The organism is Minwuia thermotolerans (assembly GCF_002924445.1).
Lineage (GTDB): Bacteria > Pseudomonadota > Alphaproteobacteria > Minwuiales > Minwuiaceae > Minwuia > Minwuia thermotolerans.
Genome location: NZ_PIGG01000026.1, coordinates 351,695 through 365,058, shown reverse-complemented (window position 1 = coordinate 365,058; position 13,364 = coordinate 351,695). Strand labels below are relative to the sequence as shown.

The following is a 13,364-nucleotide window of genomic DNA, read 5'->3' as shown; positions in this document are numbered from 1 at the left end:
CGATGCGCCGGAGCCGGCAAGCCGGGGACTCAGCCCGCCGGCGGGCCGTCCCAGCGCAGCACGAGGATGGTGATGTCGTCGGAGGGCGCCGCACCGCCGGCATGGGCCTTCACGCCTTCGTAGATACGGCGCTTCACCTCATCGGCGTCGGCCCAAGCGGGCAGATCGCGCAGCAGGGCCAGCAGGCGCTCCTGCCCGAACAGGTCGCCCGCCTCGTTCATAGCCTCGCCGATGCCATCCGTGGTCAGCAGAACCACCTGCCCCGGCTCCAGCGCAATTTCCGCGGCCATGTAGGGGAAATCGTCCACGACGCAGATCGGTGGCCCGCCGCCGCCCTCGAGCTGGCTGACCTCCGGCGAGCCGGGCCGCAACAGCATGGGCGGGTCGTGGCCGGCATTGCAGAACCGGAGGACGCCGGTATTCAGATCCAGGACGCCCGCGAACAGCGTCACGAACAGCATGTCCGGGTTCTCCCGGCTGATCTCGGCGTTGGCGGCGCATGTGATGGCGTCGATCGTGCCCTTGTCGCGGAGCACCGCGCTCTTGTAGAGGGATTTCGAAATGGCCATGAACAGGCTCGCCGGCAGCCCCTTGCCGGAGACGTCGCCCACGGCGACGAACAGGTGGTCCCGGTCGACGCGAAAGAAGTCATAGAGGTCGCCGCCCACGTTCCAGGCCGGTTCCAGCATCGCGGAGAGCGAATATCTCACGTCGTCGAGATGCTCGCCCTCGACCCTGGGCAGCAGGTTGGCCTGAATGTCGCCGGCGGCCTGGAGCTGACCCTGCACCCGGGCCTGTTCCTCGCGCTCGCGCTGCAGGCTGGCGCCGAGCACGCGGCGATGGGCGTTGGCGAGGGTGAGCGTGGAGACCAGCATGGCGATGCCGACGACCACGCCGGTGACCGCCGCGCCGACCGGGTCCAGCAGGACGCGCGTGGTCGCGTAGAGAACGGCCCCGCCGGCAAGGACCGTCATCAGGGTCGCTGCGACGACCGGCGCGCCGATGGCGGGGCGCAGCCTGGGCACGGCGAAGATGAACAGCCCGCCCACCAACACGATCAGCGCCGCCTCGGCAATCCGCGCCCGGTCGGGCCGGGAAATCGAATAGGCTTCATCGATGGCCTCGATCAACTGGGCGTGCACCTCGACGCCAGGCATCCGGTCGCGCAGCGGCGAGGTCGGGAAATCCACCAGGCCCTGGCCGGTCAGGCCGACAAGCACGATGGCGCCCTGCAGCGAGGCCGCGGCGGCAGGATCGGTCAGCACGTCATGGGCCGAGACATAGCGGTCGGCATAGGGCGGCGAGAAGGGTACGTAGACCGTCCCGTCCTTCAGGCTCGGCACGAACCAGTCGCCGATGATCACGCCGTCGACCCCGTCGGCATCGCCCCGTACCTGCATGCGGCCGCCCAGGGCGACGCGCAGCAGCTCGGCGGCGAAGCCCGGGGCGGGCCGGCCGTTCACGTTCGCGACCAGCGGCACGCGCCGGATGATGGCGTCGACATCCTCCACCGGGTTGACCAGCCCCTGCCCCAGCGCCGCGGCGCTGATGGCCCCGATGCTCTGATCGGCGCCGGGGAACCGCGGCAGCCGCTCCAGCAGGGCCGCATTCTCGAAGGCGATCGGCGGCACGCGGGGCGGGCCGTTCAGCCCCTCCCCCCGCCGCGTGCCCGCCAGCGCCAGTACCACAGGGTTGCGGGCGATGGCTTCGACCAGCGTTTCGTCATAGTCGGGCAGGGTCGCCAGGAACTCCCGCACGGCCGGCTGCAGGGCCTGCGGCGCCGGGATCGCCCGCGCCGGCGATTGCCGGTCCGGCTCCAGAAACAGGATGTCGACGCCGATCACCAGCGCGCCCGCCGCGCCGATCCGGTCGATCAGTTCGGCCACCTTGATGCGCGGCCAGGGCCACTGCCCGTGTTCGGCAATGGACTTCTCGTCGATGGCGACGATCGCCGGCAGGGCGGAGACCGGCTCGCGCGGGTCCATGAACTGGTAGAAATCGAACAGGAAGCGCCGTGGCGCCGCATCGTCGGTGACGAGGAACGCGTAGATCAGGAGGTTGAGTACAAGGAGCGCAAGGCCGAGCGCGCGGCCACGCCAGAGGGTCACGACCCGCTGCGCCGGGCCCAGCTCGGCGGCCAGTTCGGCAGCGTCGCCGCCAGGATCGTTGCTCCTTGCGGCCATCCCGCTCAGGCCGTGACTTCCAGCCCGTCATAGGAAGCCGTGACCTTCAGCGGACGATATTCGCCTCGGGCGATCTCCTCGTAGCGGACGGTCTCGGCCAGAACCTGATCGATCTGCGCGTCGGAGTAGATCGGCTCGTGATGGAACAGGCAAAGCTCACCGACACCTGCCTGGTGACAGAGCTCGACCCCGACCATGTTCGACGAATGGCCCCAGTCCTCCTTCAACGAGGTCGACTCGGCCAGGGAATACATGCTGTCGAACACCACCACGTCTGCGGCGCGGAAGTGCCCGACGACGTAGTCGAGGTGATCGTGATCCTCCAGCTTGTGCTCGGAATCGGTGGAGTAGACCACGCTCTTGCCACCCTTCTCGAAGCGGTAGCCGTAGGAATCGCCGTGGTGAAGCTGCCGGAACGGCGTCACCGTCACGTCCGCGACCTTGTAGGTGCGGTCGGGCTCCAGCTTCACGAACTCGATCGTCGACCCCAGGAAGTCGAAGGGCACGGGAAAGCAGGGGTCGGACTGCTGCCCGCGATAGGCCTGCTCCAGCACGTCGTGGCAGCCGTGGATGCGGATGACGTTGCCGGGAATGTAGGCGGGCACGAAGAAGGGAAAGCCCATGATATGGTCCCAGTGCACATGGCTCTGGAAGACGTTGTAGGTCTTCGGCGCGCCCGGCCCGTGCCGGCCCAGGCAGTCCAGCGCGAAGCGCCGCGCGCCCGAACCCATGTCGCAGACGACGTACTCCTCGCCGCCCGTGTCGATCTGCACGCAGGAACTCTCGCCGCCATAGGTGCCGCGCAGATGGAACGGCATGGCGTCCACCGCCGCCTCCACGTCGCCGCCGCCATGATCCAGGACGTGGCGCGCGACGTCCATCACGCGCGAGCGCATGTCGTGATTGTTCATCGCAGTCGGGATCGAGCCGCGGGTGCCCCAGAACCGCACCAGCATCGGACTATTCGCCCGTATAGGCGGCGGCGGAAAGCGCGGAGACCGCCTGCAGCGCCTTGGGCATCTCGTCGAAGGTCGGGAACACCTTGTCGAAATGACTGATGGTGAAGACCTCCTTCACCACTTCCTGCAGGGAGGCGACGCGTATGGTCACTCCCTTGGGTTGCGCCTGCTTGTTGGCAATCATCAGCGCGCGCAGACCGACCGAGGAAATGTAGTCGACCCTGGAGAGATCGACGACGATCTGCTGGCGGTTCTCGATGGCCGCGTCGACCCGTGAGGTCAGTTCCGTCTGGAACGCCGCCGCCGAATTCTGGTCGATCCGGCCCTTGACCCTGACGACGATGGCGTCCCCGTAGACATCCGATGAAACTTCCATGCAGCCGCTCCCGTACCGTCCAGACGCCCCGGACGCGATCATAGGCACGACCGGGAGAGGCGGCAACGACGATGGCGGCTTGACCCGGCTCGGCAAGCGCGCAATCTCGCACCCGGATTCCGGAGGGGGACAAGATGGCCGAATTCGAACTTTGCTGCTTTGCCCAGTCGGGCAATTCGTACAAGCCGGCGCTGATGCTGAACATCGCCGGCGCCGACTGGCAGCCGCAGTTCGTCGACTTCTTCAACGGCGAGCACCGCACGCCCGAATATCTCGCCATGAACGAGATGGGCGAAGTGCCCGTGCTGCGCCACGGCGACGTGGTCCTCAGCCAGTCCGGCGTGATCCTGGACTATCTGGCGGAGAAGCTCGGCAGGTTCGGACCGCAGGACGACGACGAACGCCGGGAGGTCCTGCGCTGGATGCTGTTCGACAACCACAAGTTCACATCGAACATCGCCACCTACCGCTTCATGGCCTTCCTCGCCAGGGTCGGCGATCCGGCGGTCCACGAGTTCCTGAAGGGCCGCATGATCCAGGCGCTGAAGGTGGTCGAGCGCCGGCTGGCGGACCGCGAGTTCATCCTGGGCGACCGGCTGACCATCGCCGACTTCTCGCTGCTCGGCTATCTCTACTACCCGGACGAGTTCGGCATGGAAGGCTGGCCCGACTTCCCGAACATCCGGCGCTGGACCGGGACCGTCGCGGCGATGGACGGCTTCGTCCCGCCCTACGAACTGATGCCGAAGGCGAAGTAGCAGCGGCGTCCGGCCGGGCCCGGGTCAAGCCCCGGGACGGGGGAGATTGGCTCGAACCTCACTTGCGCAGCCGATCAGCTCCCCGAATAGCTCGGCTTGCGCTTCTCCATGAAGGCGCGGATGCCTTCCTGGAAGTCTGGCCCCTGGGCGCAGAGGATCTGGTTGCGGTCCTCCATGGCGATGGCCGATTCCAGGCTCGGCGCATCGACGGACATGTTGAGGCACTCCTTGGTCAGCCGCAGCCCCAGCGGCGTGGCGTTGAGCAGATCCTCGACGAAGGGCTGGGCGGCTTCCTCGAGCCGGTCATCCTCCACCACTTCGGAGACCAGGCCGGTCATCAGCGCCCGCTCCGCGCCGATGAACCGCCCGGTCAGCATCAGTTCGCTGGCCACCGAGACGCCGACCAGCCTGGGCAGGAAGTAGGACACGCCAATATCGCAGGCCGACAGGCCGAGGCGGATGAAGGCGGCGTTCATCTTCGCGCTGCGGCCGGCGATGCGGATGTCGGAGGCCAGCGCGAAGGCGAAGCCGCCGCCGGCGCAGCCGCCGTGGATCAGGGAGACGATCGGCTGCGGGCAGCGCCGCATGCGCATGACGATCTCCGAGATGCGCCGCTGGGCGCGCAGCCCGTCGGCGGAACTGCGCGATTCGGGCTGGGCGTTGCTGCCGGCCCGCGCCTTCAGGTCCAGGCCGGCGCAGAAGCCGCGTCCCGCGCCCCGCAGCACCACGACGCGCGTGTCGTGATCGGTATAGAGCCGCTGGAAGTAATCCAGCAGCGCGTCGATCATCGCCTCGTTCAGGCTGTTGTAGGCATCGGGCCGGTTGAGCGTCACCCAGTCCACGGCCCCGCGCTTCTCGATCTTCAGTACGTCTTCGGTCATCTCGGTTTCCTCCCCGCGCCAGATGCTCTAATGCATGAGGGGTGAAGGCAAGTGGGGAGGCTCGCCTTGGGCTATCGGTCGATTTTCAGGGACGGCGCATTCGACGGGCGGGTCGTGATCGTGACCGGCGGCGGCTCCGGCATGGGGCGTTGCACCGCACACGAACTGTCGGCGCTCGGCGCGACGGTCGCCGTCGTCGGACGGACCCTGGAAACGCTGGAGCAGACCGTCGCGGAAATCACCGAGGATGGCGGCAAGGCCCGGGCCTGGACCGCCGACATCCGCGACGAGGAGCGCGTCCGCGCGATGGTCGGCGAGATCATCCGCGACCTGGGCCGCATCGACGGGCTGGTGAACAATGCCGGCGGGCAGTTCTCGGCCAAGCTGAAGGACATCTCGGTCCGCGGCTGGGACGCGGTGGTCCGCAACAACCTGACCGGCGGCTTCCTGATGATGCGCGAAGTCTACACCCAGTGGATGGAGCGCCATGGCGGCGCCATCGTCAACATCACCGCCGATTTCCGCAGTGGCATTCCCGACATGGGCCATTCCAGCGCCGCGCGCGCGGGCATGGACAACCTGACGAAGACGGCGGCGCTGGAGTGGGCGCATTCGAACGTCCGGGTCAACGCCGTGGCGCCGGGCTGGGTCGCCTCCTCGGGCTACGAGAAATATCCGGAAGAGGTCGCGGCCGAGATCGCCGGCCGCTCGAAGTTCGTGCCCATGCGCCGCCACGGCACCGAGGCCGAAGTCTCGGCCGCCGTCTGCTTCCTGCTCTCGGACGCCGCCGCCTTCATCACCGGCGAGAGCATCGGCGTCGACGGCGGCGCGCCGCTGGAGCGCGGCTTCCGCCCGTCCGAGGAAGGACCGCGGGAAGACCGTTCCTGGCAGGGCTTCCACCGCTACCGCCTGCCGAAGACCCTGAAAGACAAGAGCTGACCGGAAAGACAGAGCCATGGCCGTCCTGAAATCGAATCTGAATACCGCCTCCGAAGCGTTCCGGAAGAACCGCGCCGACATGCTGGCGATGCTGGAGCGCGTGCGCGGCCTGGAGCAGAAGGTGCGCGACACCTCCAACGCCAAGGCCGACGTGTTCAAGTCGCGCGGTCAGATCCCGCCCCGCGAGCGGATCGACAGGCTGCTCGACAAGGGCTCGCCCTTCCTGGAGCTGCAGACGCTGGCCGGGCTCGGCTTCCATGACGACGACGGCGAGAATGACATCATGGGCGGCGGCGCCATCATCGGCATCGGCTATGTCCAGGGCGTGCGCTGCATGGTCAACGCCTCCGACAGCGGCATCAAGGGCGGCACCATCACGCCGCTCGGCTCGAAGAAGAGCCTGCGCGCCCAGGACATCGCGCTGGAGAACAAGCTGCCGCGCATCAGCCTGGTGGAATCGGGCGGCGCCAACCTGAAGTACCAGGCCGAGCTGTTCGTCGAGGGCGGCAAGGGCTTCTACAACCAGGCGAAGCTCTCGGCCGCCGGCATTCCCCAGATCACGGTGGTGCACGGCTCGTCGACCGCCGGCGGCGCCTACATTCCGGGCATGTCGGACTACACCATCATGGTGAAGGACCGTGCCAAGGTGTTTCTCGCCGGCCCGCCGCTGCTCTTCGCCGCGACCGGCGAGGTGGCAACCGACGAGGATCTCGGCGGCGCCGAGATGCACACGCTGGTTTCCGGCGTCTCCGAATACATGGCCATCGACGACGCCGACGGTATCCGGCTGGCGCGCGAGATCATGGGCAAGCTGCGCTGGAACGACCGGCTGCCGGCGGCGACGCCGAAGACCTTCCGCGAGCCGCTCTATGATCCGGACGAGATCTGCGGCCTGGTCCCGGTCGACTACCGCCGCCCCTATGACGTCCGCGAACTGATCGCGCGGCTGGTCGACGGCTCCGACTTCGTCGATTTCAAGGCCGAATACGGGCCGGGCACGGTGGTCGGCTTCGCCGAGATCATGGGCCAGGCCGTCGGACTGATCGGCAACAACGGCCCCATCGACAATGGCGGCGCCACCAAGGCTGCGCAGTTCATGCAGCTCTGCGACCAGTCGGACACGCCCATCGTCTTCCTGCACAACACCACGGGCTTCATCGTCGGCACCGAGTCGGAACGCGGCGGCATGGTCAAGCACGGCTCCAAGATGATCCAGGCCACCTCCAACGTGCGGGTGCCGAAGATCACCATGATGATCGGGGCCAGCTTCGGCGCGGGCAACTACGCCATGTGCGGGCGGGCCTACGAGCCGCGTTTCATCTTCGGCTGGCCGAACTACAAGATGTCTGTCATGGGCGGCGAGCAGGCGGCGACGGTGCTGAAGATCGTCGCCGAGCAGGGTGCAAAGCGGAAGGGCGTCGAGCCCGACCACGACCGGATCAGGAAGATGTTCGACGGCATCGTCAGCCAGTTCGAGCGCGAGGGCGAGGCGCTCTACAACACCGCGCTGGTCTATGATGACGGGCTGATCGACCCGCGTGACACGCGCAAGGTGCTGGGCCTCTGTCTCGACATCTGCCGCGAGGCGGACACGCGGCCGCTGAAACCCAACAGTTTCGGCGTCGGGCGGATGTAGTTCGGCCCCTCCCCGGGCTTGCGACATCGAACGGTCGCATCCAGGACATCATTTGGCGCAAAGCGGCGGGGGCCGCCGGGGCTTCGCGGTGACAGACTTGGAATCGGGCGGCGCGATCTCCGCGCCGCCGCGATCCATGGGTGTCCGGAATGAGCGAGCAAGCACCTGCGGCCGCCGGCGGCGGACGCCGTCGGCGCGGCCGGCGGCGCGCTGCCACGGACGGTGCGGGGACCGGGGGCGCGGCGGCGGTCATCGAGCAGCCGCCCTTCCGCCAGCCGAAGCTTCCCTTTTCGCCCACCGAATTGCTCTCGGCCGACGAACTGGAATCCATTCACCACGCCTCGCTGCAGGTCCTGTCCGAGATCGGCGTCGACTTCCTGCACGAGGAAGCGAAGGAACTGCTGCGCCGCGGCGGCGCGGAGGTCGAGGCCGGCAGCGACCGGGTGCGCTTCGACCCGGCCCTGGTCGAGGAGACCATCGGGCGCGCGCCTGCGGCTTTTGACCTGCACAGCCGCAATCCGGCCCACAAGCTGCGTTTCGGCGACGGGCGGGTGACCTTCTGCGCCGCCGCCAGCGCCCCCAACGCCTTCGACCTGCAGGGCGGCCGCCGGCCGGGCAACCGCGCGGACTACCGCAACTTCCTCAAGCTGGGCCAGATGCTCAACGCCGTGCACATGTTCGGCGGCTACCCGGTCGAACCCATCGACATCCATCCCGGCGTGCGCCATCTCGAAGCGCTCAGCGACATGCTGGTGATGACCGACAAGGCGATCCACGCCTACAGCCTGGGCCGGGAGCGCGTCGTCGATGCCATCGAGATGACCCGCATCGCCCGCGGCGTCGACCGCGAGACCCTGCTGCGTGAACCCTCGGTCCTCTCCATCATCAATTCCTCCTCCCCCCTCCGCCTGGACACGCCGATGCTGGAGGGTGTGATCCAGCTCGCCCGTCACCGCCAGCCCGTCGTGCTGACGCCCTTCACCCTTGCCGGCGCCATGGCGCCGGTGACCATCGCCGGCGCGCTGGTGCAGCAGAACGCGGAAGTGCTGGCCGGCTACGTGCTGTGCCAGACCGTCGAGCCCGGCGCGCCCTTCGTCTATGGCGGCTTCACCTCCAATGTCGACATGAAGTCCGGCGCCCCGGCCTTCGGCACGCCCGAGGCCATGCGCGCGGCGATCATCGGCGGGCAGCTCGCCCGGCGCTATCGGCTGCCCTACCGCTCGTCCAACGTGAACGCCGCCAACAGCCTGGACGCCCAGGCCGGCTACGAGGCGGTGTTCTCGCTCTGGGGCGCGATCATGGGCGGGGTGAACATGCTGAAACACGGCCTGGGCTGGATGGAAGGCGGGCTGCAGACCTCGTTCGAGAAGTTCGTCATGGACGCCGACCTGCTGCAGATGGTCGCCGGGTTCCTGACCCCCGTCGGAACCAGCCCCGAGGACCTCGCCATGGACGCCATGCGGGAGGTGGGCCCCGGCGGGCACTTCTTCGGCTGCGCCCATACCCGGGCCCGCTACAAGACGGCCTTCTACCAGCCGCTGATCTCCGACTGGCGCAATTACGAAAGCTGGGAGGAGGCGGGCCGGCCGCAGGCTCCGGAGAAGGCCAACCAGATCTATCGAGATCTTGTCGCCGCCTACGAGCCGCCGCCGATGGACCCGGCCGCGCGAGAGGAACTGGAAGCCTTCGTCGCCCGCCGCATCGAAGAGGGCGGCGCGCCGACGGATTTCTGAATCCAGGGAGACAGAGATGAAAGACAGCGCCCGTGTGGTGGTGATCGGCGGCGGGGTGGTCGGTGCCAGCGTGCTCTATCACCTGACCAGGCTCGGCTGGAGCGACGTGATGCTGATCGAGCGCTCCGAACTGACCTCGGGGTCGACCTGGCACGCGGCGGGTGGCATGCACACGCTGAACGGCGACCCGAACGTCGCCAAACTCCAAGCCTACACCATCGAGCTCTACAAGGAGATCGAGGAAATCTCGGGCCAGGCCACCGGCGCGCACCAGACCGGCGGCGTACTGCTGGCCGACAGCCAGGAACGGATGCAGTGGCTGAAGATGGCCCATGCGCGAGGGCGCTATCTGGGCATGGAGACCGAGCTGATCAGCGTCAGCGAGGCCAAGACGCTCTACCCCCTGCTGGAGGAGAAGTACTTCGTCGGCGCCATGTACGACCCCGTCGACGGCCACGTCGACCCCTCCGGCGTCACCCAGGCCTACGCGAAGTCCGCACGGCTGAACGGCGCGGAGATCGTGCTGCGCAACCGTGTCGTCGAACTGAACCAGCGCCCCGACGGCACCTGGAACGTGGTCACCGAACAGGGGGCGGTCCACGCCGAGCATGTCGTCAACGCCGGCGGGCTGTGGGCGCGCGAGGTCGGCCGCATGGTCGGTCTGGAACTGCCCCTGCTGGCCATGGAGCACATGTACCTGCTGACCGAGGACATGCCGGAAGTGGCCGAGATCAACCGCGCCACCGGCAAGGAAGTGCTCCACGCCATCGACTTCGGCGGCGAGATCTACATGCGCCAGGAGCGTGGCGGCATGCTGATGGGTACCTACGAGCGCGCCGGCCGGCCATGGTCGCCGAAGGCAACGCCCTGGGACTTCGGCCACGAACTGCTGCAGCCGGACCTGGACCGCATCGCGCCGTCGCTGGAAGTCGGGTTCAGGCACTTCCCGGCCTTCGAGCGCGCCGGCATCAAGCAGATCATCAACGGCCCCTTCACCTTCGCCCCGGACGGCAATCCGCTGGTCGGGCCGGTGCGGGGCCTCAGGAACTTCTGGTGCGCCTGCGCGGTGATGGCGGGTTTCAGCCAGGGCGGCGGCGTCGGCCTGGCGCTGTCGAACTGGATCGTCAACGGCGATCCGGGCTTCGACGTCTGGGCCATGGATGTCAGCCGCTATGGCGATTGGACCACCATGGCCTACACCTCGGCCAAGGTGCGGGAGAACTATTCCCGCCGCTTCTCAATCACCTTCCCCAACGAGGAACTGACCGCCGGGCGACCGCTGCGCACGACGCCGATCCACGGCCGGCTGAAGGCGGAGAACGCCGTCTTCGGCGCCAGCTATGGCCTCGAGCACGCGCTCTGGTTCCAGGAACCGGGCAGGCAGCCGGTCGAGGACGTCACCTTCCAGCGCTCCAACAGCCATGAGCCAGTCGCGCGCGAATGCCGCGCCGTGCGCGACGGCGTCGGCATGATCGAGATCTCCAGCTTCGCGAAGTACCAGGTCACCGGGCCAGGCGCGGAACTCTGGCTCAGCCGCATGCTGGCCAACCGCATGCCGAAGACCGGCCGGATCGTGCTCTCGCCGATGCTCAACGACGCCGGCCGGCTGATTGGCGACTTCACGGTCGCCAGGGCGGGCGATGAGCGGTTCTACGTCTTCGGCTCCGGGATTGCCGAGAACTACCACATGCGCTGGTTTCAGGCCCACCTGCCCAACGACGGCCGGGTCGCCATCCGGCCTCTGGGACTCGATCTCACGGGGCTGTCGCTCGCCGGGCCGAGAGCGCGGGACGTGCTGCAGGCGGTCACCGACCATGACGTCTCGGCGGAGAACTTCCGCTTCATGGACTTCCGCCGCATCGAGATCGGCATGATCCCGGCGCTGGCGGGCCGGATCACCTTCACCGGTGATCTGGGTTTCGAGATATGGGTCAAGCCCGAATTCCTCGCACAGCTCTACGACATGCTGCAGATTGCCGGCGAAGAGCACGGGCTGACGCTGTTCGGCGCCCGGGCGCTCAACGGGCTGCGGCTGGAGAAGAACTTCGGCACCTGGGCCCGGGAATACCGCCCGGTTTACGGCCCCGAGGCCGCGGGCCTGTCGCGCTTCGTCGATTTCCGCAAGAACGATTTCACGGGCCGCGATGCCGCGCTCCGCGAACGCGAGGAAGGACCGCCGCGCAAGCTGGTGGCGCTGAAGGTCGACGCCGGCGACGCCGATGTCATCGGCGACGAACCGATCTGGATCGACGGCCGGGTCCGGGGCTGGGTCACGTCGGGGGGCTTCGCCCATGCCTCTGACGCATCCGTGGCGCTGGGCTATGTCGAGGCCGCCTTCGCCGACGAGACCGAAGCGCCATTCGATGTGGAGATCATCGGCGAACGCCGGCCGGCGCGGCTGTTGGAAGAGCCGCTGTTCGACCCGCAGGGCGCACGCATGCGCGCCTGAGGGGCAGCCCGGCCGATTCACGTCCCCTGTGTGTGTAATTCTGGACGGCGCTGCGTCGTTCGCTAGGATGCGCGCCGGCCATCGGTGGAGTGAACGGCCCTCGCCGGAACCCCGACTGGAACGCCCGAACCATGATGATGAACCTCCGCACGCCCGATCTCTGGGTCGGCATGGACGCCGAACTGCGCTGCGAGGACCCGGCGCTCTTCCAGCTTCTCGACTACTGGAACGACAAGCGCGGCGGGCGCGAGATGCCCGCCCGTGCGGACATCGACCCGCAGGAGCTGCGCCGCCATCTCGGCAATCTCATCCTCATCGACATCGAACACGAGCCCACGCGGCTGCGCTATCGCCTGATCGGCACGCGCATTACCGGGCTCATGGGGCGCGATTCGACGGGCAAGTACTACGACGAGATCTACGAACCCGAATTGCTGGCCTCGATCTACCGGAGCTTCGAATGGATCTTCGCGAACCGCCGGCCGCTGCGCACCCATGGCGAGGCGTTCTATCCGGACCGCAACTTCTACAGCTACGAGACGCTGAACCTGCCGCTATCGAGCGACGGCGTGGTCATCGACATGGTACTCGGCGGGCTCTACTTCCATCCCCGGACGCCACCGGGCTGACGCATTGAGGGACGGCGCGCCGCGCCGTCCCTCCGGTCGCAACGGTCAGTGCACGTTGACGGGGAACATCTCGTGCTGTCGGACGGCGATGAAGGCCAGTTCGCGCGAGGGCGCGACGCCCATCTGCTGCCCCTTCGCGGAGAAGATGCCGAAGGCAGTCTGGCCGCCGTCGATCTCCACGGGGCGGACATAGGCCAGGGCGGGCGCTCCGATCTCGGCGAGCATCTCGGGCGTCAGTTCACGGATGTCGATGTTCTCAGCCATTGCCAACCTCCTCTTCGGGTTCGGTCCTCAGCATCGGCTTTGAAGCGGCCTTGGCTGAACGGATCCTGATCGTCTTTACCAGCGTCTCGGCGGCGGGCCGGCTCAGATCGATGTGCAGCAGGCCGTTGTCGAGCCTGGCGTCATCGACCTCGATGCCCTCGGCCAGCACGAAAGCGCGCTGGAACTGCCGCGTGGCGATGCCGCGATGCAGGAAGATCCGGTCGGAATCGTCCTCCTGGCGGCGGCCGCGGATAACGAGCTGGTTCTCCTCCACCGTGACGGTGAGGTCGTCCTCCTCGAATCCGGCGACGGCCAGCGTGATACGCAGCGCGTTCTCCGACGTCTGTTCGATGTTGTAGGGTGGATAGCCGTCATTGGCGGACTTGGCGACCCGGTCGAGCACGCGCTCGACATGATCAAAGCCGAGCAACAGGGGGCTGTTGAACAGCGACATCCTGGTCATGTGTTCTACTCCTTGCACATAAGCGAGCAGACCGGACCCGATCGGCGCCGGATCCGGCGCGAACCCTCATCGAGGCGTTCATCGCCTAATTTAA

12 protein-coding genes are annotated in these 13,364 nt (G+C 67.6%); 6 read left to right on the top strand and 6 right to left on the bottom strand.

Annotated features, from left to right (window positions below):
- Nucleotides 1-29 precede the first annotated feature (29 nt).
- The 3 genes from CWC60_RS07555 to CWC60_RS07545 are packed head-to-tail and all read right to left on the bottom strand — an operon-like array spanning nucleotide 30 to nucleotide 3,518.
- Nucleotides 30-2,183: a CHASE2 domain-containing protein gene (locus tag CWC60_RS07555; RefSeq protein ID WP_109793368.1), complete on the bottom strand. Its 2,154-nt coding sequence runs from the start codon at nucleotides 2,181-2,183 to the stop codon at nucleotides 30-32.
- Nucleotides 2,184-2,188: 5 nt separating this feature from the next.
- The gene (locus CWC60_RS07550) at nucleotides 2,189-3,139 is read right to left on the bottom strand and encodes an MBL fold metallo-hydrolase (RefSeq protein WP_109793367.1); all 951 of its coding nucleotides are present in this window, start codon (nucleotides 3,137-3,139) and stop codon (nucleotides 2,189-2,191) included.
- 4 nt (nucleotides 3,140-3,143) lie between these two features.
- Complete coding sequence (locus CWC60_RS07545; RefSeq protein ID WP_164516423.1) at nucleotides 3,144-3,518, bottom strand: STAS domain-containing protein; 375 nt, start codon at nucleotides 3,516-3,518, stop codon at nucleotides 3,144-3,146.
- A 134-nt stretch (nucleotides 3,519-3,652) separates the two neighbouring features.
- Here CWC60_RS07545 and CWC60_RS07540 point away from each other — a divergent pair, with 134 nt between their 5' ends.
- On the top strand, nucleotides 3,653-4,276 hold the full coding sequence (locus CWC60_RS07540; protein WP_109793365.1) for a glutathione S-transferase family protein: 624 nt from the start codon (nucleotides 3,653-3,655) through the stop codon (nucleotides 4,274-4,276).
- A 74-nt stretch (nucleotides 4,277-4,350) separates the two neighbouring features.
- Here the strand turns inward: CWC60_RS07540 and CWC60_RS07535 are convergent, their stop codons facing one another.
- Nucleotides 4,351-5,157 carry an enoyl-CoA hydratase/isomerase family protein gene (locus CWC60_RS07535; RefSeq protein ID WP_109793364.1) on the bottom strand — a complete coding sequence of 269 codons (807 nt, stop codon included), beginning with the start codon at nucleotides 5,155-5,157 and terminating at the stop codon, nucleotides 4,351-4,353.
- Between the two features lie 66 nt (nucleotides 5,158-5,223).
- Here CWC60_RS07535 and CWC60_RS07530 point away from each other — a divergent pair, with 66 nt between their 5' ends.
- From CWC60_RS07530 to CWC60_RS07510, 5 genes are all read left to right on the top strand, one after another.
- Nucleotides 5,224-6,096 (top strand): SDR family oxidoreductase, encoded by an 873-nt coding sequence (locus tag CWC60_RS07530; RefSeq protein WP_109793363.1) that lies wholly within the window; start codon nucleotides 5,224-5,226, stop codon nucleotides 6,094-6,096.
- Nucleotides 6,097-6,112: 16 nt separating this feature from the next.
- Nucleotides 6,113-7,732 (top strand): acyl-CoA carboxylase subunit beta, encoded by a 1,620-nt coding sequence (locus tag CWC60_RS07525; protein WP_109793362.1) that lies wholly within the window; start codon nucleotides 6,113-6,115, stop codon nucleotides 7,730-7,732.
- A 149-nt stretch (nucleotides 7,733-7,881) separates the two neighbouring features.
- Nucleotides 7,882-9,465, top strand: coding sequence for a trimethylamine methyltransferase family protein (locus CWC60_RS07520; protein WP_109793361.1), 1,584 nt, complete (start codon nucleotides 7,882-7,884; stop codon nucleotides 9,463-9,465).
- Nucleotides 9,466-9,481: 16 nt separating this feature from the next.
- The gene (locus CWC60_RS07515; protein ID WP_109793360.1) at nucleotides 9,482-11,914 is read left to right on the top strand and encodes a GcvT family protein; all 2,433 of its coding nucleotides are present in this window, start codon (nucleotides 9,482-9,484) and stop codon (nucleotides 11,912-11,914) included.
- Between the two features lie 131 nt (nucleotides 11,915-12,045).
- Nucleotides 12,046-12,543, top strand: coding sequence for a PAS domain-containing protein (locus tag CWC60_RS07510; RefSeq protein ID WP_109793359.1), 498 nt, complete (start codon nucleotides 12,046-12,048; stop codon nucleotides 12,541-12,543).
- Nucleotides 12,544-12,588: 45 nt separating this feature from the next.
- Here the strand turns inward: CWC60_RS07510 and CWC60_RS07505 are convergent, their stop codons facing one another.
- Together CWC60_RS07505 and CWC60_RS07500 are read right to left on the bottom strand one after the other, a co-directional pair.
- Complete coding sequence (locus CWC60_RS07505) at nucleotides 12,589-12,807, bottom strand: DUF1150 family protein (protein WP_109793358.1); 219 nt, start codon at nucleotides 12,805-12,807, stop codon at nucleotides 12,589-12,591.
- A complete protein-coding gene (locus CWC60_RS07500) occupies nucleotides 12,800-13,270 on the bottom strand; it encodes an Hsp20 family protein (protein ID WP_109793357.1) in 471 nt (156 codons plus the stop codon). Before CWC60_RS07500 ends, CWC60_RS07505 begins: the two co-directional genes overlap by 8 nt.
- Nucleotides 13,271-13,364: the final 94 nt, after the last annotated feature.

Coding starts and splice junctions, on each gene's coding strand:
- CWC60_RS07555 (WP_109793368.1), bottom strand. CDS start 2,183: ATGGCCGCAAGGAGCAACGATCCTGGCGGCGACGCTGCCGAACTGGCC.
- CWC60_RS07550 (WP_109793367.1), bottom strand. CDS start 3,139: ATGCTGGTGCGGTTCTGGGGCACCCGCGGCTCGATCCCGACTGCGATG.
- CWC60_RS07545 (WP_164516423.1), bottom strand. CDS start 3,518: ATGGAAGTTTCATCGGATGTCTACGGGGACGCCATCGTCGTCAGGGTC.
- CWC60_RS07540 (WP_109793365.1), top strand. CDS start 3,653: ATGGCCGAATTCGAACTTTGCTGCTTTGCCCAGTCGGGCAATTCGTAC.
- CWC60_RS07535 (WP_109793364.1), bottom strand. CDS start 5,157: ATGACCGAAGACGTACTGAAGATCGAGAAGCGCGGGGCCGTGGACTGG.
- CWC60_RS07525 (WP_109793362.1), top strand. CDS start 6,113: ATGGCCGTCCTGAAATCGAATCTGAATACCGCCTCCGAAGCGTTCCGG.
- CWC60_RS07520 (WP_109793361.1), top strand. CDS start 7,882: ATGAGCGAGCAAGCACCTGCGGCCGCCGGCGGCGGACGCCGTCGGCGC.
- CWC60_RS07515 (WP_109793360.1), top strand. CDS start 9,482: ATGAAAGACAGCGCCCGTGTGGTGGTGATCGGCGGCGGGGTGGTCGGT.
- CWC60_RS07510 (WP_109793359.1), top strand. CDS start 12,046: ATGATGATGAACCTCCGCACGCCCGATCTCTGGGTCGGCATGGACGCC.
- CWC60_RS07505 (WP_109793358.1), bottom strand. CDS start 12,807: ATGGCTGAGAACATCGACATCCGTGAACTGACGCCCGAGATGCTCGCC.
- CWC60_RS07500 (WP_109793357.1), bottom strand. CDS start 13,270: ATGACCAGGATGTCGCTGTTCAACAGCCCCCTGTTGCTCGGCTTTGAT.